At 41.9% G+C, this 22324-nt stretch carries 21 protein-coding genes; 17 read left to right on the top strand and 4 right to left on the bottom strand.

The window, feature by feature from the left end:
* Positions 1–45 precede the first annotated feature (45 nt).
* On the bottom strand, positions 46–969 hold the full coding sequence (locus tag IMZ31_RS16405; protein WP_207528333.1) for an accessory Sec system S-layer assembly protein: 924 nt from the start codon (positions 967–969) through the stop codon (positions 46–48).
* A 24-nt stretch (positions 970–993) separates the two neighbouring features.
* Positions 994–3363: an accessory Sec system translocase SecA2 gene (secA2, locus tag IMZ31_RS16400; protein ID WP_207528332.1), complete on the bottom strand. Its 2370-nt coding sequence runs from the start codon at positions 3361–3363 to the stop codon at positions 994–996.
* Positions 3364–3635: 272 nt separating this feature from the next.
* Between secA2 and IMZ31_RS16395 the strand changes: the two genes are divergently transcribed.
* From IMZ31_RS16395 to IMZ31_RS16380, 4 genes are all read left to right on the top strand, one after another.
* Positions 3636–4811: an N-acetylmuramoyl-L-alanine amidase family protein gene (locus IMZ31_RS16395; protein ID WP_207528331.1), complete on the top strand. Its 1176-nt coding sequence runs from the start codon at positions 3636–3638 to the stop codon at positions 4809–4811.
* Between the two features lie 380 nt (positions 4812–5191).
* A complete protein-coding gene (locus tag IMZ31_RS16390; protein WP_036783028.1) occupies positions 5192–6241 on the top strand; it encodes a glycosyltransferase family 4 protein in 1050 nt (349 codons plus the stop codon).
* Between the two features lie 122 nt (positions 6242–6363).
* Positions 6364–7926: a phytoene desaturase family protein gene (locus tag IMZ31_RS16385; RefSeq protein WP_207528330.1), complete on the top strand. Its 1563-nt coding sequence runs from the start codon at positions 6364–6366 to the stop codon at positions 7924–7926.
* Between the two features lie 201 nt (positions 7927–8127).
* Positions 8128–9627 carry an N-acetylglucosaminidase gene (locus tag IMZ31_RS16380; protein ID WP_207528329.1) on the top strand — a complete coding sequence of 500 codons (1500 nt, stop codon included), beginning with the start codon at positions 8128–8130 and terminating at the stop codon, positions 9625–9627.
* 57 nt (positions 9628–9684) lie between these two features.
* On the opposite strand, the gene IMZ31_RS16375 is transcribed toward IMZ31_RS16380, so the two are convergent.
* Positions 9685–10731, bottom strand: coding sequence for an LCP family protein (locus IMZ31_RS16375; RefSeq protein WP_207528328.1), 1047 nt, complete (start codon positions 10729–10731; stop codon positions 9685–9687).
* A gap of 4 nt (positions 10732–10735) precedes the next feature.
* Positions 10736–11386 (bottom strand): YigZ family protein, encoded by a 651-nt coding sequence (locus IMZ31_RS16370; RefSeq protein ID WP_036783021.1) that lies wholly within the window; start codon positions 11384–11386, stop codon positions 10736–10738.
* A gap of 172 nt (positions 11387–11558) precedes the next feature.
* On the opposite strand from IMZ31_RS16370, the gene IMZ31_RS16365 reads away from it, so the two are divergent.
* From IMZ31_RS16365 to csrA, 13 genes are all read left to right on the top strand, one after another.
* A complete protein-coding gene (locus IMZ31_RS16365) occupies positions 11559–12695 on the top strand; it encodes a sensor histidine kinase (protein ID WP_207528327.1) in 1137 nt (378 codons plus the stop codon).
* A 176-nt stretch (positions 12696–12871) separates the two neighbouring features.
* Positions 12872–13567: a response regulator gene (locus tag IMZ31_RS16360; RefSeq protein ID WP_207528326.1), complete on the top strand. Its 696-nt coding sequence runs from the start codon at positions 12872–12874 to the stop codon at positions 13565–13567.
* A gap of 311 nt (positions 13568–13878) precedes the next feature.
* Entirely contained in the window at positions 13879–14721 is an 843-nt protein-coding gene (locus IMZ31_RS16355; protein ID WP_207528325.1) for a DegV family protein, read from the top strand.
* Between the two features lie 335 nt (positions 14722–15056).
* Complete coding sequence (locus IMZ31_RS16350) at positions 15057–16475, top strand: ATP-dependent helicase ComFA (protein WP_242705590.1); 1419 nt, start codon at positions 15057–15059, stop codon at positions 16473–16475.
* The gene (locus tag IMZ31_RS16345; protein ID WP_207528324.1) at positions 16476–17141 is read left to right on the top strand and encodes a ComFC family protein; all 666 of its coding nucleotides are present in this window, start codon (positions 16476–16478) and stop codon (positions 17139–17141) included.
* Between the two features lie 77 nt (positions 17142–17218).
* Positions 17219–17620 carry a TIGR03826 family flagellar region protein gene (locus IMZ31_RS16340; protein ID WP_207528323.1) on the top strand — a complete coding sequence of 134 codons (402 nt, stop codon included), beginning with the start codon at positions 17219–17221 and terminating at the stop codon, positions 17618–17620.
* An 82-nt stretch (positions 17621–17702) separates the two neighbouring features.
* On the top strand, positions 17703–17966 hold the full coding sequence (gene flgM / locus IMZ31_RS16335) for a flagellar biosynthesis anti-sigma factor FlgM (RefSeq protein WP_207528322.1): 264 nt from the start codon (positions 17703–17705) through the stop codon (positions 17964–17966).
* Positions 17967–17982: 16 nt separating this feature from the next.
* The gene (locus tag IMZ31_RS16330) at positions 17983–18480 is read left to right on the top strand and encodes a flagellar protein FlgN (RefSeq protein WP_207528321.1); all 498 of its coding nucleotides are present in this window, start codon (positions 17983–17985) and stop codon (positions 18478–18480) included.
* Positions 18481–18498: 18 nt separating this feature from the next.
* Positions 18499–20037, top strand: coding sequence for a flagellar hook-associated protein FlgK (gene flgK, locus IMZ31_RS16325; RefSeq protein WP_207528320.1), 1539 nt, complete (start codon positions 18499–18501; stop codon positions 20035–20037).
* Positions 20038–20054: 17 nt separating this feature from the next.
* On the top strand, positions 20055–20933 hold the full coding sequence (flgL, locus tag IMZ31_RS16320) for a flagellar hook-associated protein FlgL (RefSeq protein WP_207530438.1): 879 nt from the start codon (positions 20055–20057) through the stop codon (positions 20931–20933).
* A 49-nt stretch (positions 20934–20982) separates the two neighbouring features.
* Complete coding sequence (locus IMZ31_RS16315; protein ID WP_207528319.1) at positions 20983–21540, top strand: DUF6470 family protein; 558 nt, start codon at positions 20983–20985, stop codon at positions 21538–21540.
* Positions 21541–21593: 53 nt separating this feature from the next.
* Entirely contained in the window at positions 21594–22043 is a 450-nt protein-coding gene (gene fliW, locus IMZ31_RS16310) for a flagellar assembly protein FliW (RefSeq protein ID WP_207528318.1), read from the top strand.
* Positions 22027–22254, top strand: coding sequence for a carbon storage regulator CsrA (gene csrA, locus IMZ31_RS16305; RefSeq protein ID WP_207528317.1), 228 nt, complete (start codon positions 22027–22029; stop codon positions 22252–22254). Before fliW ends, csrA begins: the two co-directional genes overlap by 17 nt.
* Positions 22255–22324: the final 70 nt, after the last annotated feature.

Genomic DNA, 22324 nt, shown 5'->3' with positions numbered 1-22324 from the left:
AAGAAAGCTGAACTTCTCATTGGAGAAGTTCAGCTTTTCTTGTTTCTATTGCTGATTTTGTAAGGGATAGGCTTTCCAGGTGCTTAAGTCAAGCTCTTCCGTTTGAATGATCGATTTCGGGAAAATAAATGTCCATGGCTTACTCGTGTTTGCCGAAACATTGAAATCTTGTAGCTTGAATCCACCTTTAGCAACAGGAACTCCACTCGCATCTTCGAATTGAAGAGGAAGTTGTTGGAGGTTTATGCCTTTAGAACTTCCGTTACGAATCAACATCGTTACGTGTAAGTCCCCGTTGTCTGTCTCATGAGCACGCAATCCCATAAAGTTCACCTCACCTGGCTTAGGGGGTGTAAGGGACTCTGTATAATCTTTCAGTTTCTCATACTCTTCACTGGCCATTGATTCCTGCCAACTGTCGGCTAATTCGAGCGTATGCTTTTGGGAGGATTTCCTCATCTCGAAAGCAAGCTTCCAATCATCAGCTGGAACTTCTTCAATTGGGACAAATAAGTCCTTTTTGTCAAATAAGAAGAGGTGAGGGCGACTGGATCGCGCCGGAAGTTCCCCTACTTCAGATAAGTCAAATTGCTTTCGCCCAAGCTTTGTTCCATCGTTTTTCATCAGAAGGATGGTTGTACTATTAAATGTGATTTTCTTATTAAGAGAGCTACGGACAAACGCCCCAGCAGCGATCATATCACCCTCTAATTTCTTTAGCTCAAAGGCCGCCAATGACAATTGGTTAGGCAGAAGAGGAGGGTTTTCGTTGTTCATGAAACGGTAAACGTAGATATCTTCTTCCCCTAACTTCCAATTAGGGTTGATCGACAGTTCGGTTTCTACTTCTTCAGAGGAAGAATCTGATTCCACCCCATCTAATAAGTCCTCAGCATCTACGGTAGAATCGTTAGAAGGCTTTTCGGAGTCTTCTTGATTTTTCTTGTTGCGTTTTAAAAAATTTAACACGGTAGTTAGATCCTCCTTTTGTCGTTATTTTTTCTTACCGTTGTTGATTCCTTGTACAAATCTAGAGAGCTGAAGCACCATCTCTCGTTTCATTTCAAACATGGTGTGATGGAACACATCGAGCCCTTCGTTCTGGTACAGGCGCAGTGGATCTTCTTGTTGATACTGGCGCATACCAATTCCTTCACGAAGACGGTTCATGATCTCTAGGTGACGAATCCATTGACGGTCAATAACAGCAATAGATACTTGTTTCAAGCGATTCTGAAGCATTATATTTTTGCGTAACACATCAATCTTAGATGTATATTCTTCTGCTACTTTCTGAACATACTCCTTCACATCTTCCATACTTTCGAAGGATTGCTCTGTCATGTTCGTTTCGATTAAAGGAGCTGCGCGGTTCACTTCTTCTTCTAGATGACCGATATTCCATTTTTCAGGTACGATGGTTTCCGGACATTCTTTCTCTACGATCTCAAGAAGATAGTCTTTTATATAAGGAAGGATAAATTCTAAGGAAGTATTGGACTCTAGAATTTGGTTACGCAATGTGTAAATGACTCCGCGTTGGTCGTTGATCACATCATCGAGCTTTAAGTTAAACTCTCGAATATTGAAATTGCTTCCTTCTGAAATTCGCTGAACGGTATCAATGAACTTGTTCATATCTTTATTTAAAACGAGCCCGTTCTCATCTGTTTTAAGTGATTTCATCTTGCGTTCTGTTTCTTCTTCAGCGAAGCGGTGCAACATGTCATCTTCCATTGAAATGATGAACTGTGTCGAACCAGGGTCCCCTTGACGGCCTGAGCGACCTTTAAGCTGGTTGTCGATACGGCGAGATTCGTGGCGCTCTGTTCCAAGCACGTGGAGACCACCTGTTTCAGCAGCACCTTCTCCAAGCATAATATCTGTACCGCGCCCGGCCATATTTGTCGCAATTGTAATTTGACCTTTCTGACCTGCTAGTGAAATGAGACGAACTTCCTGCTCCACACTTTTCGCATTTAGCAATTCATAAGGAATATTTTCCTCATCTAAATAGTTTGCGACAGTCTCAGATTGCAAGATTGATGTTGTTCCAATTAAAATAGGTTGGCCTTTGCTATAACGGTCTTTTACCTCGTTAACCATAGCTTCATATTTCTGTTCTTTCGTAGCGTAGATCAAATCTTCTAAGTCCTCGCGAATCACAGGTTTATTCGTTGGAATCTGTATGACGTCCATGTGGTACGTATGTTGGAATTCCTTTTCTTCTGTTTTCGCTGTGCCCGTCATTCCTGAAAGGATCGGGTACATTCGGAAGTAGTTTTGGATGGTAATGTTGGCTTGTGTCTTATTTTCTTCCGTAATTTCAAGCCCTTCTTTAGCCTCGATTGCTTGGTGAAGGCCATCAGAAAGCGTGCGCCCTTCCATCATACGTCCTGTGAACATATCAATTAATTTAACTTCACCTTCGTCGACAATATAATCGACATCACGCTTGAACATGACATGTGCGCGAACGGCCTGGATCACATAGTGATAAAGCGTTTGGTGCTCTAAGTCAAATAGGTTGTCTATGCCAAATGCACGCTCAACTTTTGTGATTCCATCCTCTGTTAAGCTTGTCGCTTTGGTCGTTACGTCAAAATTATAATCAACCTCAGCCTTGAATGATTTTGCAAGCTTAGCACAAACGCGGTGTAGCTGCGCACTTGCCATCATCTTTCCGGCAATAATAAGGGGAGTCTTTGCCTCATCTACTAAGACACTATCAATTTCATCGACAATGGCATAATGATAGGGGCGCTGGACTCTTTGGGAAGCTTGCTGTGCCATGTTATCTCGCAAATAATCAAACCCGAATTCTGTTCCTATTCCATATGTAATATCAGCCTGGTAGGCCTGTTTTTTCTCATCAGGTGACATTTGGGTAATATTGAGCCCGACAGTAAGTCCTAGAAATTCGTGAATCGGTCCAATTAATTCTCGGTCGCGCTGAGCCAAGTACTCATTAACTGTGATGACGTGTACACCTTTTCCTTCTAAAGCGCGCAAGTAACTCGGCAAGGATGCGACCAACGTCTTTCCTTCACCTGTCATCATCTCAGCAATGTTTCCTTCGAATAATACAAGTCCACCAATTAATTGGACGTCATAATGACGCATCCCTAATATACGTTTGGCAGCTTCCCTTACAACAGCAAAAGCTTCTTCTTTAATTGATTCTACGCTTTCTCCTTCTGCTAACCTCTCTTTAAACTCTGTCGTTTTAGACTGTAATGCTTCATCTGAGAGTCTTTCTATTTTATGTTCCCATTCATTTATCGTTTCGACATTCTTTTCATAGATTTTCAACTGACGCTCTGATTTCTTATCTCCATAATATTTCCTGATTGTCTCAAGCATACTATACGCTCCTCAATGTCTGTAATTACCGATTATTAGTATATCACGAAATTTCAGGATATTCATCATGGTCTTACTAGATTTGGAAGGAGGATGGAGATTGAATTCTAGTTATATTTTCATTTGTAAAGGGTCAATAGTATGTGGGTAAAAATCGACAAAGTTATGTAAATAATTCTATATTTTTACCTTAATTTATCAAAAAGGATAGAATTTTCCTCGTTTTTCATGATATTATCTATGCTAGATAATGATGAATTGGGGGAGCTTAGATGACAACAAGAAGAATCGTAGGGGCACTTCTAAGTTTAATTGTTTTGTTTTTCGTACCGGTGATGACTCAAGCAGAGACAGTGTGGGAAGAATTGCCGGAAGAAGCAGACGTAGAACCGGATAAGACATGGACAATCGAATTCAATACACCAATCAATCAAGCAACGTTACAAGAAAACATTTATGTTCAAACATTAAACAATGGAAAGTACATCCCTTCGTATGAAGTAAGTGAAGATGGTAAAAAGGTAGTCGTTCATCCACCAGAGGATGGATACGTTAGTAGTGGGTATTATGAACTTGTAGTAGAGAATGACATTTCATCTGATAAAGGGAAGCAGATGGATCAGGGTTACAGGAAGAACTTTAGTATTAAGTCTTATGAAGAGCCTACTATTGAGGACAAACCAGTACTATCTACTGGAACGGTAACAGCGGATGTTCTAAATGTGAGAGCTGAACCGAATGCTAGCTCTGAGAAGTTAGGAAGTCTTTCGCGGGGTGACGTAGTTGATGTATATAATTTTGAAGATTTTTGGACTGAAATTGAGTTCAATGGTCAAAAAGCATATGTACATAAGACATACATGAAGCTTCGGAAAGTAGGCGGCACAGCTGTGGAAGGACAACGTATCGTCATTGATGCGGGCCACGGTGATCATGACCCAGGAGCACAAGGTGGGGGAGCTCAGGAAAAAGAAATTAATCTCGATGTTTCTCAAAGAGTGGCAGAACGATTAAAGGCACGTGGAGCCACACCAATTTTAACTAGAGATGCAGATGAGTTCTTAACTCTTCAAGGGCGCGTAGACTATGCTCAGGAGGTTAAGGGTGATCTCTTTGTGAGCATTCATACAAATGCAGCTTCTCCAGGTGCAAGAGGTTCAGAAGTATTCTATGATTCAAGGAAATTGAGTAATGTGGAAGAAGGTCGCGCGTTGGCTGGATACATCCAGAGGAAACTTGTCGACATTGCAGGTATGTATGACCGTGGTGTGAAGGATAATAAATTTTACGTTATTCACTACAACACATTGCCAAGTGTACTAGTTGAACTTGGGTTTATTACAAATAGTGGAGACTACGAAAAGCTTACATCCAATTATTACAGAGATCTTTATGCTAGAGCTATTACAGAAGGAATTGTTGATTATTACGAAGCCGAAGTGAACTAATGATAGGGCATCCTTATTTACTTAAGGATGTCCTCTATTTTTAAATACCCACAACAGTCATAAATGAAACGGATCCTAACGAAATTTATTTATTATACTTAAGAGTGAAACTTTTATAGCCTGCTTTTCGTCTAATAACATAAAGATTAAACCCGTATTTAAACTGGATTTATACATACATTTGGGAGAAATGTCGTTTGAAGTCGACAAAAAAAGGTAAATAAAGATGTAAATCCGATATTCTAGACGAGGGCACGTTGTGTTATAATCCTAATGGTAGTTTGCTCAGAAAAGTGGAATGGTATACATGAATTTGGAAAGTAATAACTGCTTCTTGAACATTAAAGTTGGACATACTAGAACCGAGGAGGGTCTTTTAAATGGAGTTTAAGGCCTTATTATTATGTTTCATTGCTTCAATCCTCATCACACCCGTTGTGAAGAAGTTAGCTGTGAAAATTGGAGCGACGGATAAACCGAATGAACGAAAAGTACACCAAAAATTAATGCCACGTTTAGGTGGCTTAGCGATATTCTTAAGCTTTGTTGCTGGGGTTCTCTTATTCTTCCCAGATTCAGGATACACATGGCCTCTTGTAATCGGAAGTACGATTATTATTGTCACAGGTGTTCTTGATGACATGAAGGAATTATCCCCGAAATGGAAAATTGCTGGTCAACTTGCCGCTGCCCTTATTGTGGTTCAAGCTGGTAATGTTAAAGTTGAGTACATTAACTTACCATTTGGAGATACGCTGCAGTTTGGTTGGATGAGTGTGCCGATTACGATCCTATGGATTGTGGGCATCACGAATGCGATTAACTTAATTGACGGACTTGACGGTCTTGCAGCAGGGGTATCTTCGATTGCTTTATTAACCATCTCAGGTATGGCGATTGCAATGGGTGACTTCTTTGTATCCATCATCGGGCTTATTACACTGGGAAGTACGCTAGGATTCTTGATCTACAACTTTTATCCAGCAAAGATCTTTATGGGAGACACAGGAGCTTTATTCTTAGGCTTTATTATAAGTGTCCTCTCATTGCTTGGATTTAAGAACATTACGTTATTCTCGTTCATTATCCCGGTTATTATTCTAGGCGTTCCAATTTCTGATACAATCTTTGCTATTGTGAGAAGGTTTGTTCAGCGCAAACCGTTATCATCTCCAGATAAATCACACTTGCACCATTGCTTATTGCGATTAGGGTATAGCCACCCTGAAACAGTGCTTATGATCTATGCAATGGCTGCTCTGTTTAGTTTAGCAGCAGTTATATTCTCCCAAGCCACTATGTTTGGATCCGTATTTGTCATATTTACCTTGCTCATCTTAATTGAACTAGTCGTTGAAGTGACAGGGTTAATTAGTCAAAATTACCGTCCAATCTTAAACTTAATTCGTGATTATCGTACGAAACGATAAACGATTGAAGCACCAGAATCTTCTCTATGTAGATTCTGGTGCTTTTTTATGTGCGCAATTTTGTTTATCTTCTCTTAGTGGTGGTATTGTTTAAGATCATTTTTAAGACAGTGAGGGATCCTATGGAAAATGTAGATGCAATCGTAATTGGTAGTGGTCACAACGGTTTGATATCAGCTTTCTTGTTAGCTGAAAAAGGGTGGAGGGTTCTTGTGCTGGAAAAAGCTGATACCCCAGGAGGAGCTTCGAAATCAGCCACTTCAAACGGATTCACCCACGATTTGTATGCCATGAATATCGGTCTTTTCTTAGGCTCAGATTTCTATGGGGAGTATAAAGAAGAGCTTTCTGAGAATGGATTTGAACCGGTAGTCAGTGATCACCCATACGCAAGTGTCTTCCCGGATGGAACTGGAATCGGAGTGCACCAGGATCGTGATAAAACGTATCAGGCTTTATCTGCTCTTTCTCAGGAAGATGCAGATTCATGGTCCAGGTTAAACGATTACTTTGATCGAACGGCCCCACATTTTATGCCGCTTATGAAGATGGAACTGCCTTCCTTTGAGGCGGGAAAGCAGTTCTTTAAGATGTATAGGCATTTCAAGATCAGTGGTCTTCTCCAGCTTGGTAGTCAGTTGCTGCAGTCCCCTAGGGAGTTCGTTGATCGCTGGTTTACGGATAAGAAAGTGAAATCTCTTATTGTACCCTGGGGATTTCACCTGGACTTTGCCCCTGACGTTTCAAATGGAGCCGTCTTTCCATTTTTAGAATCCGTTCTGAACCAGCGCAACGGTATGGCCTTCTCAAAAGGAGGGATTCAGCAGTTGATTAACAGTTTAATCAAAGGGATTGAGAAAAGAGGTGGAGTGGTTCGGACAGGGACTGAAGTAGATGAAATTCTAGTGGAGCAAGGGAAGGCTGTTGGTGTAAAGCTCACCTCAGGTGAAATCGCTTATGCAAAGAAAGCCGTTATTGGTAACATTACACCTACTCAGCTAATCTCACGACTACTTGACCCTGAGACCCTTCATTCTTCTTATGTCGAAAAGGCAGAGAACTATCAGTATGGACCTGGAACGATGATGGTCCACCTTGAGCTCAATGCGCCGCTAGAGTGGGCGGCTGGGAAAGAGTGTAGCGAGTTTGCTTATATTCATATTGGTCCTTACGTAGAAGACCTTTCGCGTACGTACACACAAAGTTTAAATGGGACTCTTCCTGATAGTCCTCTTCTGGTTGTCGGCCAACCGACAACCATTGATCCATCTCGCTCTCCTGAAGGAAAGCATACGATTTGGATTCAAGTGCGTGCCTTACCAGCAGAAGTGGATCGGGACAGCTTGAACGAGATTGAACCCGGGAGCTGGAGAGAGATGAAAGAAGCCTACGCAGAACGTGTTCTTGATAAGCTCGCTCACTATGCGCCTAACGTCCGTGATGTGCTTTCTCAAAAGGTAGTGTTGTCTCCAAAGGATCTAGAAGCAGACAATCCAAATTTAGTTGGCGGGGACAGTGTAAGTGGAAGCCATCATCTTCATCAGAATTATGCTTTTCGTCCTGTTGCAGGATATTCAAAATATCATACCCCGATTAAAAACCTCTATATGGTAGGTGCCGCAACCTGGCCGGGAGGAGGGCTTAATGGGACATCAGGTTATTTATTGGCCAACAAGCTAGGTTAGATCTTTCCGTCGAAATATAGCAAAAGAGCTTTTCCCGGGAAATATTCTGTCTAATGGTTAGAATATTTCTCGGTATTTAGTCTTAAAAAATATTAAGGTTCTACAAATTAATCTCAAATATTCCCTAAACTTCTATGAATCTAGGTCGATTCTAATTATAATAGATGGTAGATTATAAGAAATCAGGAGGGGAATACTGAGATGAGAAAGGGAATAGTTTGGGTATTTAGTTTGGTTTTCCTGCTAACGTTGCTCGGGACAACGGAAGTAGCGAAAGCTGAGTCGATATGGGAAGAGTGGGAAGAGGTAATCAACATCCCATCTGATAAAGTGTGGACGATTGTTTTTGACACTGAGATCAAACAAAAGACCATTACAGAAGAGAATATATATGTTGAAAATCAATCAACAGGGGAACGGCATCCTGTGGAATTGAAACCCTCTCAGGATGGGACTACGATTGAGGTCCATCCAGCAAAGGACTATACAATCGGTGACTCCTACAAACTACATGTTAATCAAGGTTTGCGCTCTGAGAAAGGTAACAAAATGATGGAAACGTCTATTAAGAAAACATTCCACGTATCAAAAGAATATCAAATCGCACAAATGCATTCGGTTGAATCTTATACATATGGCATTTCCTTTGATTCATTTGAAGAAGCTAAGAATAAGGCGAAGAAAGATGGGACGGAAGTGCTCTTTCAGAACGGTGAAGTGATTTGGATGCCTGAGGGGCAGGCTTATACGAAACATTATACGCTTCTCTATCCAGACGAACGCCTGAAAGATCGCACTGCGGTGAACTATGTTAGTGGAGGTAGTGAAGTAGAGTACATGGAAACTAATCCGAACGGAGCTTTGAAGGTCCGTTTATCAGGGAAAGTTCTGTATGCAAAGCCTAGTGACATTCAACTAGTGCCTACACCATTTATTAGTAGTCAGTCTTATTATGTCAATAAGGGTGGAGATTTGTATCACAAACTTCGAAGCTATTATGGGCAATATCGTTATGGGAAAGCACCAGAATGGATGGATGAAGGGGAAAAAATTTATAAACCGGATGGTAGTTGGACATTAGGTAAAGAAGATACGCCTCTTTTCAACTATCTATCCTTATTAACGAAATCAGACTATACAGCTGAAGAAATAAATCAATACATGGATCAGTACTCTCCTGTCGATAATAGCGTCTTATCCGGCCACGGGGAATCATTTATTAAAGCACAAGAGAAATATGGAGTGAATGCTTTGTATTTGATGGCTCATGCTATTCATGAGAGTGCGTGGGGAAATAGTTCAATCGCAAGAGATAAAAACAATTTATATGGGTTAAATGCAACGGATGATAACCCTTATGGGAACGCCTTTGAATTTAATTCAATAGAAGACAATATTATGTTCGCAGCGGAGTTTGTTTTAGAAGGCTACCTAACTGGAACAGGTTATAAGGCTAATGGGGACTACCTTGGAAACAAAGGAGAAGGCATGAACGTCAAATACGCATCTGATCCATATTGGGGTCAAAAGATTGCAGGACATATGTACCGTGCTGACAATGCGTTGGGGAATAAAGACCTCAATCTTCTGACGGGAGAGCCTGAACCGGTTGAGGACGAAGAGCAATCTGAAACGACGGATGAGCAGCCAGAAGAAGATTCTACTCAAGAATCCGAGCTGGATGTTGAAACTTCGAAGTAAGACTAATGAAATAAGAAGCTGGATGAGAGATTCTGATCTCTCATCCAGCTTTTTTAGTTACAGTTCTTCATCTTTATCTTCTGATGTAGGTTCTTGTTTCTTAGCGTACGTGTCCCCGTCTTCTTTTTCATCTATTGTATTATTTGTACCATTTAGATCAAGGTGAGTTTGCAGTGTATTTTGAATGGATGTGAGACTTTTATCGTTAACCTTGAAATAATACAAATCGTTAATGAACGTTCCTTCTCCGTCTAATTGCATCGTTTCAAATGAAATATTTTGTTTCAGTACATAGTTGTGTAAGGCACTCATCTCATCAAAACTCATGTTTGTTTTCATATTGTTCCCGATTGAATCAATTAAAGAACCATACTTCGTAACGGACTTAACGTCTGAAGCTTCATCGAAGATCGATTGCAAGATCTCCATCTGACGTTTACCACGAGCCTGGTCACTGTCATATTGGCGGGAACGGGCAAGGGCTAGTGCTTCTTCACCTGTGATTTCCTGTGTACCTTCATCAAGTTGAATAGCTCCGTCCCTATCTTCACTATTTTTCTCAGATAGATTGAACGGTACGTTATATTGTATACCGCCAAGTGTATCAACGGTTTCTACAAAGGCATTGAAGTTAAGGCGAACATAGTAATCAACAGGCACGTCGAACATATTCTCAACAGTCGATACGGCGTAATCGACTCCTCCGTAAGCATGGGCGTGTGTAATCTTATCACGCTGATCCATTTGAGGGATATAGGCATAAGAGTCACGCGGGATGCTTACGAGTTTGATAGACTTTTCTTCTTCATTTAACGTGGCAAGGACCATAGCATCTGAGCGTGCATGACTGTCAAAGTCTCGCTTTTCGCTATCATCCACGCCCAATAATAATATAGAGATGTTATCCTGGTATGGATCGACCTTTTCATCGCGCTTAGCGGACATATCGCCTCGCTTCAGTTCTAACTGAGCACTATTGGTGGCGTTTTTTGCTTTGTCGGTTAAGTAAGCTCCGTATCCGGAAGCTACTCCGGCTCCTAGTAAGAAAAGAACAATAAAGGACCAAAGAAAAAGCTTTTTCTTGGATGTTCTTTTACGCTTCATGAATTTAGTCTCCTTTTTCAGTCGTGACATCCGTTTCCATATAGGAAACTTCCTCTTGAGTGATCTCAGCCTGGCCACTTGTTAAGTCGACCATCCAAGATGTAAACACATCTTCTTCACCTTCGACTACATATACTTCTAATTCCACATGTTCAAGGTAATTAATCCCCTTCAAAGCATATTGGCTGTTTCGGAGCTCATTTTCGACCTTGCCAAGAAGTGTATAGTCTGCAGTTACTTTCATTGTGCGCATCAACTGGCGCCTAACAATACCAGTTGTTTCAAGAGCTTGAGATGTCGCGCCTGAATAAGCGCGAATTAATCCCCCTGCACCAAGTTTAATTCCCCCGAAGTAACGGGTAACGACTACGGCAGTATCTTTTAATCCTTTTTTCTTCAAAACATCTAAAATGGGCACACCAGCGGTTCCACTAGGTTCACCGTCATCGTGTGCTTTTTGTATTTGATCGTGTTCTCCCACCATATAAGCAGAGCAGTTATGAGTGGCATTACTATGTTTTTTCTTGATTTCTTGTACAAATGCTTTAGCTTCTTCTTCTGTTTCTACACGCTTTACATACCCAATAAAACGAGATTTCTGGATAACAATTTCTTCAAATCCTTCACCATTTACTGTAAGATAATTGTTTAGCATCTTGCATTTAACCTCCTAAAACTTCATTATAAAGATGTAGATGTCGAACGGCAAACGATATTGACCGTTATTGCCAAAATATAGATGAATTTCAACTTTTTTAAGAAATACCCCCAAAAATAGACATGGGTCAAACGAATGAGTATGTGAACATAGATGGAGGAGACGTTTTATGCCGGAGAGTAAAATTGGTGAAAAAGCACTTGATTCCATCATCCAAGAGATGATCGATACTGTGACGAATAGTAAAGATGAAATATTTCAAATCGGCGAGCAGTCCCGAAATGAGTTCGAACAGCTTGATCGTGAACTGAAAGACACGAAAACACAAGTTGTTGAAATTATAGATGCGGGAGATACGCTTGAACGACAAGTGCGTTTCTCAAGAATGCGATTATCGGAAGTTAGTAAACATTTCGACCGTTACTCTGAGCAGGAAATTCGCGAAGTGTATGAACAGACGCATCAACTCCAAATGCAGCTTTCCGTTAAGCGTGAGCAGGAAAAACAACTTCGGCAGCGAAGAGATGAATTAGAACGTCGCTTAAGAAAACTTGAAGATACGGTCGAACGTGCCGATGCATTAGGTGGGAAGATATCAGTTGTTCTTAACTACTTAAATGATGACTTTAGACAAGTGTCAGAGGCATTGGAGGATGCGAAGGAAAAGCAAGCGTTTGGTCTTCAAATTATTGAAGCTCAAGAAGAAGAGCGTCGTCGTTTATCGAGGGAAATCCACGACGGTCCCGCTCAAATGCTTGCAAACGTTATGCTTCGTTCTGACTTAATCGATCGTACTTTCAGGCAGAGAGGCGTTAATGAGGCTCTTAAAGAAATTAAGGAAGTGCGTGGCATGGTTCGGTCTGCGCTTTATGAAGTGCGTCGCATCATTTACGATTTAAGACCGATGGCCTTAGATGATTTAGGGTTAGTGCCAACGCTAAAAAAATACTTAGGCACCATTGAAGAATATAATAATATGGAAATACCGTTCACAGCTTATGGAGAGGACAAACGTCTTGATCCTAAATATGAAGTTGCACTATTTCGACTCGTACAAGAGGCTGTGCAAAATGCTGTGAAACACGCAGAAGCTTCTAAGATTGAAGTGAAATTCGAACTGAAGCGCTCCCTTGTTAATATTATTGTAAAAGATGATGGACAAGGATTCGACACAAGCCAAAAGAAAGAAAAGTCATTTGGTCTTGTTGGCATGAGAGAAAGGGTAGAGATGCTAGACGGAGAGATTTCAATTGATTCTCAGCTAGGATCCGGAACAGTCATTATGATTCAAGTTCCTTTGAACTAAATAGAAAACTATATTCTACCAACCTTTTGTATTATAATAGAAAAAAAGTAATGGTTACGAATAAGTGATTAGTATTCCCACCCGAGACGATTGTGTGACGCGGCAGGTATTGTTTAAGGATAATAGTTTAATGAAATAGTAAAATAAATGGATAATGGACACGGGAGGCTCGAGCCATGAATACGAATATAGTATTAATCGACGACCATAAATTATTTCGTGAAGGTGTAAAGCGAATTCTAGAATTTGAACCATCCTTTAATGTAGTTGCTGAAGGAGACGATGGTGAATCTGCGGGAAGCTTAGTAGCAGAACATCGTCCGGACGTAGTGCTAATGGACATTAATATGCCACAAATGAACGGTGTACAAGCAACAGCTGAATTAATTGCAAAATACCCAGATATGAAAGTCATCATTCTATCGATTCATGATGATGAGAACTATGTAACGCATGCTCTAAAGACAGGTGCCCAAGGTTACCTTCTAAAAGAGATGGATTCTGATGCCCTAATTGAAGCGATTAAAGTGGTCAGTGAAGGTGGTTCTTACCTACACCCACGAGTAACGCACAACCTTGTTAAAGAATACCGTCGTTTATCAGAAGAAGGCGGACGCGGCAGCGCAAGCGGCGGCCAGCAAAGCCGTACGATTGAATATCGTAAGCCACTTCACCTACTTACTCGCCGTGAGTGTGAAGTTCTTCAACTGCTAGCAGATGGTAAGAGTAACCGTGGCGTTGCCGAGTCCTTATATATTAGCGAAAAAACGGTTAAAAACCACGTAAGTAACATCTTACAAAAAATGAACGTAAACGACCGCACCCAGGCTGTTGTTACAGCTATTAAGAATGGTTGGGTTGAGGTACTTTAATTATAGAAAGTGCAAGGAAGGCTCTGGAACCTAGACGGTTCCAGAGCCTTTTATCGTTCTCAGAGGAGTTTCACGCTTTAGTGAAATGAAGGGTGCCAGACACCGTTTAGTACTTTAGCAGATTGCAGGGTGTCTGGCACGCTGTGATTCTGTGCTGTGGTAAAGGGGGGAGAGTCTTTAATTTAGAGGGTGCAATGGGTGTTGAGTTAAGGTAGAATGAGGGTAGTTATACCGTTTTTTCATAACGACAAGACAACCTTCATAGGGTATACATAATTGATATTATTTGAATAAAAAGGGAGTTCGATAAGATGAAAACAGCGATCTTAACCGACAGTACGGCTTACATCCCTCAGGAAGTTCGGGACCGCTGGAACATTCATATGGTTCCCCTGAGCGTGACAATTGGTGGTGAAACGTACCGGGAGGAAGTTGATCTGTCTACTGGTGATTTCTACGAAATGGTACGTGGTGCTCAGGAGTTACCGAAAACGTCCCAGCCTTCTATAGGTGTTGTGACGAATAAATTGGATGAGCTATCTGCCGAGTATGATGCCGTTGTGGCGATTACACTTTCAAGTGGCATCAGTGGAACGTACCAGGCGATTGCAAGTGCGGATGATATGGTTGATTCTATCGACCTTCACGTCTTTGACTCTGAAATTAGCTGTATGGTTCAGGGCTTTTACGTATTAGAAGCTGCCGAAATGGCTGATAATGGTGCGACACCAGAACAAATTCTAACGCGAATGAACGAGATGAAATCTTCCATACGTGCTTACTTTATGGTAGATGATTTATCTCACCTGCATCGCGGCGGGCGTCTGAATGGTGCTCAAGCGATTGTGGGGAGCTTACTTCAGGTGAAGCCAGTACTTCATTTTGTGGACAAGGTTATTGTTCCGTTTGAGAAGATTCGTACGCGTAAGAAGGCAGTGAAGCGTGTGAAGGGCTTATTTGAAGAGGTTGCTGAAAAAGGTCAGCCGATGAAGGCGACGATTATTCATGCGAATCGTGAAGAGGATGCTCAGGAGATTTTGGATGAGCTTCAGGAGAAGTATCCGCATGTTGAGTTTGGGCTTAGTTATTTTGGGCCTGTTATTGGGACGCATCTGGGTGAGGGTGCGCTTGGTATTGGGTGGTTTGAGAAATAGAAGTAGCCGTTGCTTTTGTTGAGTGCTTGGGGTGGCTGGGGAACGACTCGCTTTCCGCGGGCGAGCTGTCGAGCCTCCTCGGGCAAAAAGCATGCCCTGCGGGGTCTCGTCGACCTCTTTCTCCCGCAGGAGTCTCCTCGTTCCCCAACCACCCCTGGCTTTATTATGGTTAACGGCCCCCTCTATCTTTCAAACCTTATTGAGATTTAATAATTAAAAGACTCCTCTAACTACAATCTTCATACCCCCCTCGTTGATCTATTCCAACCAATGCTTAAAAATCATATCTTTTACTTTATAACTACAAATCCCTTTATATAAAAGGAGGAATTCTCTTGATCAAACGTTTGATCAATTGGTGGGATGGGCGGTTTGAGAGGCGATTTTCTGCTGTTTTTCCACCTAACATTAATAATCCTCATGATGAAATATCTCCTTATGCTTTATCCCTCTCTGGTAAACTTCTGCTTGATCATCAGCTTCCTGATGATCATCATACTCTTCTTGAAAATAAGCATTTAATCAAATTCCCTGCTATTACGAAGAAACATTTCGATTATGCGTGTCATCGTTGTGGGAATAGGAAGCAACGTTTTTTTGCTTCTTGGCCTTGTGGGTGTGGTTCGTCTTGTGTGTATTGTCGGAAGTGTGTGCAGATGGGGCGGGTGGCTTTTTGTTCGTCGCTTTATATTTGGACGGGACCTGGGGCTTTTTTTCCTCGGATAAGTGAGGCTTGTGCTTGGGAGGGGGAGCTTTCTCGGTATCAGGGGGTTGCTTCTGAGCGGATTTTGGAGGCTGTTAATGGGCGGTCTCGTCTTCTTGTTTGGGCGGTTTGTGGGGCGGGGAAGACGGAGATGTTGTTTGCTGGGCTTGAGAAGGCGTTTGCTGATGGGAAGCGGGTGTGTCTTGCTACGCCGAGGGCTGATGTGGTGAGGGAGTTGAAGCCTCGGTTTGAGAGTGCTTTTCCTGATGTTTCGATCGTTGCCCGTTATGGGGGGAGTGAGGAGGTGGATGAGGGGGCTCAATTCCTCTTGGCTACGACTCACCAGTTGCTCTATTATGCTCGGGCTTTTGACGTGATGATCATTGATGAAGTGGATGCTTTTCCGTACCACGCTGATCCTATGCTACCTTACTCTACCGCAAGGGCTCTTAAGCCTGATTCTACCCTTATTTACCTCACTGCTACTCCTCGTTTAGACCTTAAAATTCGTTCTCACCTTAAACTCCTTCCTACCGTTTTTGTTCCTCAACGATTCCATGGTCATCCTTTGCCTGTTCCAGTCTTTCGCGCCAGTTTTGATCTTAAGAAGCGAATCATTCCAAAAGCTCTTAAAGCTTGGCTTAATGAGAAGAAAAAAGCGGGGCGTCGTGTGCTTCTTTTTGCCCCAACGATTGAAAAAGCAGAGAAATTGAAAGGAGAGTTACCTGGTAGCATATCCGCTCATAGTGGAGATCCGGATCGGGAGGAGAAAATTAGGCGCTTTCGAGAAGAAGAAGTGGATCTTCTTATTACAACGACGATCCTTGAGAGGGGTGTTACGTTTCCGTCTATTGATGTGGCTGTGCTTGATGCTAGTCATGATGTTTTTGATGAAGCGGCGCTCGTTCAAATTGCTGGGCGAGCTGGGCGGAGTCCTCAAGATCCTGATGGAGATGTTGTCTTCTTTCATGACGGGGTATCTGATGCGATGGTGAATGCTCGTGATTCGATACGCAGTATGAATAAACTTGCTGAGAGGGGAGTGAAATAGATGCACTGCTTGTGGTGTGACCAGGAAATTATTAAAGAATTAAACTGGAACAATCTTTTTCAACTTCCGAGGGATGAGGTGCTATGCCAGGACTGTAAGGAAGAGATGCACCTCCTTAAGGGTCCTTGTTGTCCGAAGTGTTCGCGTGAGACGGCTGAAAGAGAGATCTGTCATGACTGTGCGCGCTGGGGCGGAGCGCCTCTTGAGAAGAACACGTCCCTTTATCGGTACGACTCATTTTTAAAAGAAGTGGTCGCAAAATGGAAGTATCGTGGGGATTATATTCTAGTTCATGTATTTAAAGAAGATTTCATGAAGCGGTTCAAGGCTCTCAAGATCTCTAAGGAAGCAGTACTTGTTCCAATTCCTCTATCTGAAGAAAGGTTTGCGGAAAGAGGCTTTAATCAGTCTGAAGCCTTAGCTAGATTGTTACCTCTCGAAACAGCAAATCCGTTATATCGCGTTCATTCTGAAAAGCAATCGAAGAAGTCTCGTTATGATCGGATGACGACAGATAATCCTTTCACAATTACAACTTCCATTACTCAACCAATAGTACTTATAGATGATATCTACACAACTGGACGAACGCTTCAGCATGCTGCAAAGCTTCTAAAAGAAGCGGGAGCACCAAGTGTAGTTTCTTTCACGTTAATACGTGGCTAACTAAAAAACCCCCTTTCGAATCTCAAGAAATTGTCGATATAAAAACTACACAGAGAGAAAAAGGGAGGACTACGGTTATGGGAGAGTTATCAAATTGCACGCGCTGTAATGCGCTATTTGTAAAAAATGTGAAGGATATTTGCCAGGATTGCTATAAAGAAGAAGAGGCACAGTTTGATCTGGTGTATAAGTATGTACGGAAGCAAAAGAACCGGACGGCCACGCTTGACCAGGTGTCGAATGCGACTGGAGTAGAGCGGGACCTTATTATGAAGTTTGTGAAAGAGCAGCGATTACGGACATCGATGTTTCCGAATTTGGCTTATCCGTGTGAGCGGTGTCAAACGTTGATAACAGATGGTAAAATATGTGGTGAGTGCTTACAAGACATTCAGGGTGATTTAGATCAGGAAGACAAGGTTGAAAGTCTTACTAAGCGCAATCAAAAAGTTGTAACGTACTTCAATTTTAAGAAATAAGACTCACTTAACAAATCCGTTTCTATACCGATATAAAGGGTAGACTCTTTACACGGATCGAAATAAGAAAGAGGTGAGCGGAATGAAAATTAATGGACCAAATCATTCAAACTTTAACCCTTACAAAAAGAACATTCAAAATCAACACCAAGCATCGGAGACGACCGCTAAAAAAGATAAAATAGAGATTTCAAACGAAGCGAAGCAAATGCAGGAACATCAGAAGGCTCAAGAGACTCGCAAACAGCACATTGAAGCATTAAAGCAGAAAGTAGATTCGGGTGAATACCAGGTTGATGCGAAACAAACGGCAGAGAAGATGATTAACTTTTGGAAGAATCGCTAAAGGAGGGGCATGATACGTGTCCGTACAACCTATTTTGGAAGTGATGAAAAAGCACTATGCTTTACATGAGAGTCTACTAAACCTCTCAAAGAAGAAAACAGAAGCGCTGAAATCAGACGACATTGATACGCTTCAAGGGTTGCTTGTAGAAGAGCGAAAACATATACAAGGCATTAATGGGATTGAGAATAAGCGTGGTCAATTAGTGGAGGAGTGGTTTCGGATCCACTCTCCACAAGCTGAAGAAAAAACGGTTTCTACTATATTGGCAGTGTTACCGGATGGCAGTGAGAAAGATGAGTTAGCGAATCTATTTGAATCATTCGTAACAGTTCTTGCTCAGTTAAAAGAACAAGAGCAGCTCAATACAGAATTAACGAAGCAGTCGCTTCAGTTTGTAGACCTCACGCTTAATATGATTCAGCCTCAAGCAAAAGATATGAATTACGGTAATCCAAAGGGACAGCAAGCGAAAAGCGGATCAAACCGTTCGATGTTTGATTCGAAAGCATAAGGGGAGAGGAGAAAGGCAATGGGTTCGACTTTCAATGGAATAGAGGTCGCCAAGCGCGCCATGTACGCGCAGCAGTCGGCTTTATATACAACAGGTCACAACATCTCAAACGCGAACACGCCAGGATACTCTAGGCAGCGCGTTAATTTCGAACAAACAGCCCCGTACCCACCAGCATCACGGAACCGTCCTGAAATTCCAGGACAGGTAGGATCGGGTGTTGAAGCGGGAACGATTGAGCGTGTTCGAGAAAGCTTTCTAGACGCCCAATTTCGCGGCGAGAATACGAAAGCAGGGTACTGGTCGACGAAGGCAGAGGCTCTGCAGAAGATGGAAGAGATAATGAATGAACCGTCTGAGAATGGGCTTTCGAAGACGATGGATCAGTTTTGGCAGTCGCTTCAGGATCTTGCGGTGAATCCGGAAGACTCAGGTGCACGCTCTGTGGTGCGCCAGCGCGGGGTAGCGGTAGCTGAAACGTTTAACTACTTATCTAGTTCCTTAAAAGGAATACAGAGTGATTTTAAAAATCAGATTGATGTAACGACTAAAGAGATTAACTCGATTGCAACGCAGATTAATAATATTAACAATCAGATTGGTGAAATCGAGCCTCATGGCTACCTTCCGAATGATCTATACGATGAACGTGACCGTTTAGTGGACGAGCTTTCAACATTAGTTGATATTAAAGTCACGCCTGTAAGCAGTGGAGAATCTTCTCTTAAAATAGCTGAAGGCAAGTACAAGATCGATATTGTAGGAAATGATGGAAAAGACTTATTTAGCGGTACGCCTTTAGTTGATCCAAGTTCCGGTTCGGTTAATGCATTGAGCTTAACAGAAGATGGTGTGAAAGATTCTGTAGACACGATCTCTCTTGGTGGGACTACTATAGATGCAGATAAATTCACTTCTACCGGGAAGTTTCAAAGTTTGGTAGAGGCTCACGGATATGAGGATGAGAATGGAAATGAAGCAGGCTTGTATCCTGGTATGCTTACAGAATTAGATAACATGGCTTATACATTTGCGGAAGAATTTAATAAAGTACATAAAGGTGGAGAGAGCCTTCACGAGATTGATAATCCCGCTGCTTCGGATATTCCTTTCTTTACAGAGGGAATGGCGCGAGAAGGCTTTGCAAGTAATATGGAAGTCTCTAAAGACATCATGGGAAGTGTCAGCAAAATAGCTGCCTCGACATCTGGATCTAAAGGTGACGGAGATAATGCTCTGAATCTTGCTGGTGTTGGATCAACAAATCTTGATTACGACAATGCAGGTAGTGCCTCTGACTTTACGAGCTACTATGAAGGTGTAATCGGAGAGATGGCGGTACAATCTCAGGAAGCTCGTCGTTTAGAAGGAAACTCAGAAACGTTGAAACAATCAGTGGAAGAGCGCCGTCAGTCAGTAAGTGGTGTTTCGTTAGACGAAGAGATGTCTAACATGATCAAGTATCAGCACGCTTATAACGCAGCTGCGCGTAACTTAACAACGATTGATGAAATGCTAGATAAAGTCATTAACGGCATGGGCCGAGTCGGAAGGTAGGTGAGTGATGAATGACAATTCGTGTGACGCAAAGTATGTTAACAAACAACATGTTGAGCAATATGAGTAAAAGTTATGAGCAGATGGGGAAGTATCAGGAGCAGCTTTCTACTGGTAAGAAGATCAGTCGCCCTTCAGATGATCCGGTTGTCGCTATGAAAGGGATGAACTATCGTACTCAGTTGACGGAGATTGAGCAGTTTCAACGTAATATTGGGGAAGTTCATAATTGGATGGATAACTCGGATGCGGCTCTTGATAAGACGACCAAGGCTCTGCAACGGTTACGTGAGTTAGCTGTACAAGCTAGTAACGATACGTATGAGACTGGCGAGCGAGAGAATATCGCTGAGGAAGTGAAACAATTAAGGGATCATTTAAAGGAAATGGCTAATACAAAGGTCAACAACAAATACATCTTCAATGGGAAAAATACTACGGAGCCACCAGTGACAGTGGACCAAGCAGATGGGAGTTTGAAAAAAGAATTTAACACAGCAGAAGTAAACATCGAAGTGTCAGCAGGCACTAAACTAAACGTGAACGTAGACGGAAGTAAAGTGTTTGGAGGTAATCTTTTTTCTGACATTGATGAATTTGTATCGAACCTGAGCTCAGGAGATAACCTTGATCAATCCATTGCAAAGATGGATGAAAATATCAACAACGTCGTCAATACTCGTGCAGACCTTGGGGCGCGTATGAATCGGGTTGAACTCGTTGAAGATCGTCTATCGAGCCAGGAAGTGATGGCGAACCGTATTCTTTCTGATAACGAAGATGCAGAATTAGAAAAAGTCATAACGAAATTAAAGACGCAAGAAAGTATTCACCGAGCTGCACTAAGTGTAGGGGCACGTATTATCCAGCCTACATTAATGGACTTTCTTAGATAAGCTATCTGTTCACCAGATAGCTTTTTTATTCTAATTAGAGGTGAAAATCATGCAAACTCCTCAAATTCAAATACGAACAACTCCTGCCAAGATAGGTTTAACGATACAAAATGCCAAGCATACATATAAGCAACCACAAGCAGAACAACAGATCCAACAGCCCGGGGCAAATCTATCTATTAAGCAAGAGCCTCCTAAACTATCCATTGATCAAACAAAAGCTTGGCAAAATATTGGTTTGAAGAGCGTGTTTGTGCGAGCAGAAGAATACGCGAATCGTGCTAAGCAAACAGGACTAGAGCACATAGCCACAATAGCTCAAGAAGGTGATGAATTGATGAGGATTGAAAACGGAGGGAATCCTATTGCTTCGCAGGCGAAGAGGGTAGTAGATGGCCTTTGGCAATTTACTATACAAGCTGGTGGACGCCCTGCTTATGATTTGGTTGATCTCTCATTTGAAACAGGTGGAGCTAAAATTGATGTTCAGCGAAATGAACCTATTCTCAAAGCAAATAGAAGAGAGCCTCAGTTTCAATATGAGCGTGGCCAAGTAACGAGCCGTATGGAACAGTATTCAAATGTGGAAATTGATTTTAAAATTTGAAGTATCAAGGGTATCGATTTGAAATGAAACTATAAATAAAGAAGTGGTGAGTTATGAACATACAAACAAAGTATTTCGGTGAAGTGGAAGTGAAGCAAGAAGACGTGGTTTATTTTCCTAATGGATTGCCCGGTTTTGAAAGGGAGATGGAGTTTGTGATTCTCCCTGTTGATGAAAGTGGTGTATACCAATCCTTGCAATCTATTCAATCTGCTGAGATGTCGTTAATAGTGGCGAATCCATATGTCTTTTTCACTAATTATGAATTTACGTTAGAAGATCAAACTCTAGATCTTCTCGGAATAGAAAGTCCTGAAGAAGTGTCTGTTCTTTCTGTTCTAACTCTGCGTGAACCTTTTCAGGAAACAACAGCAAACCTTCAAGCTCCTATCATCGTGAATACCAGAACAGGTATGGCGAAGCAATTGATTTTAACAAATACATCCTACAAGACCAGACATCTTATAGCTGAAGGCGGTGACCGTGATGCTCATACTGAATAGAAAGAAAGACGAGTCCATTCAAATTGGGGATGATATTGAAATTAAGGTCATTGCAGTTGAAGGGGAGCAAGTGAAAATTGGGATTGACGCTCCAAGGTCAATGGATGTGTACCGAAAAGAGATCTACATAAAGATTCAGGAAGAGAATAAAGAAGCCAGCGCTGCCTCAGATGAACTTGTTAATCTACTAAAAAGTTTCAAAAAAGAGTAAACCTTTGTCAACTCCTGCCGATAAAAGGTGTAGAAGGTTAAGGAATAAAGGCGGCCGACTTTAGACTTTA

It is taken from the genome of Pontibacillus sp. ALD_SL1 (assembly GCF_017355605.1).
This window is presented reverse-complemented; position numbering and strand designations above follow the sequence as displayed.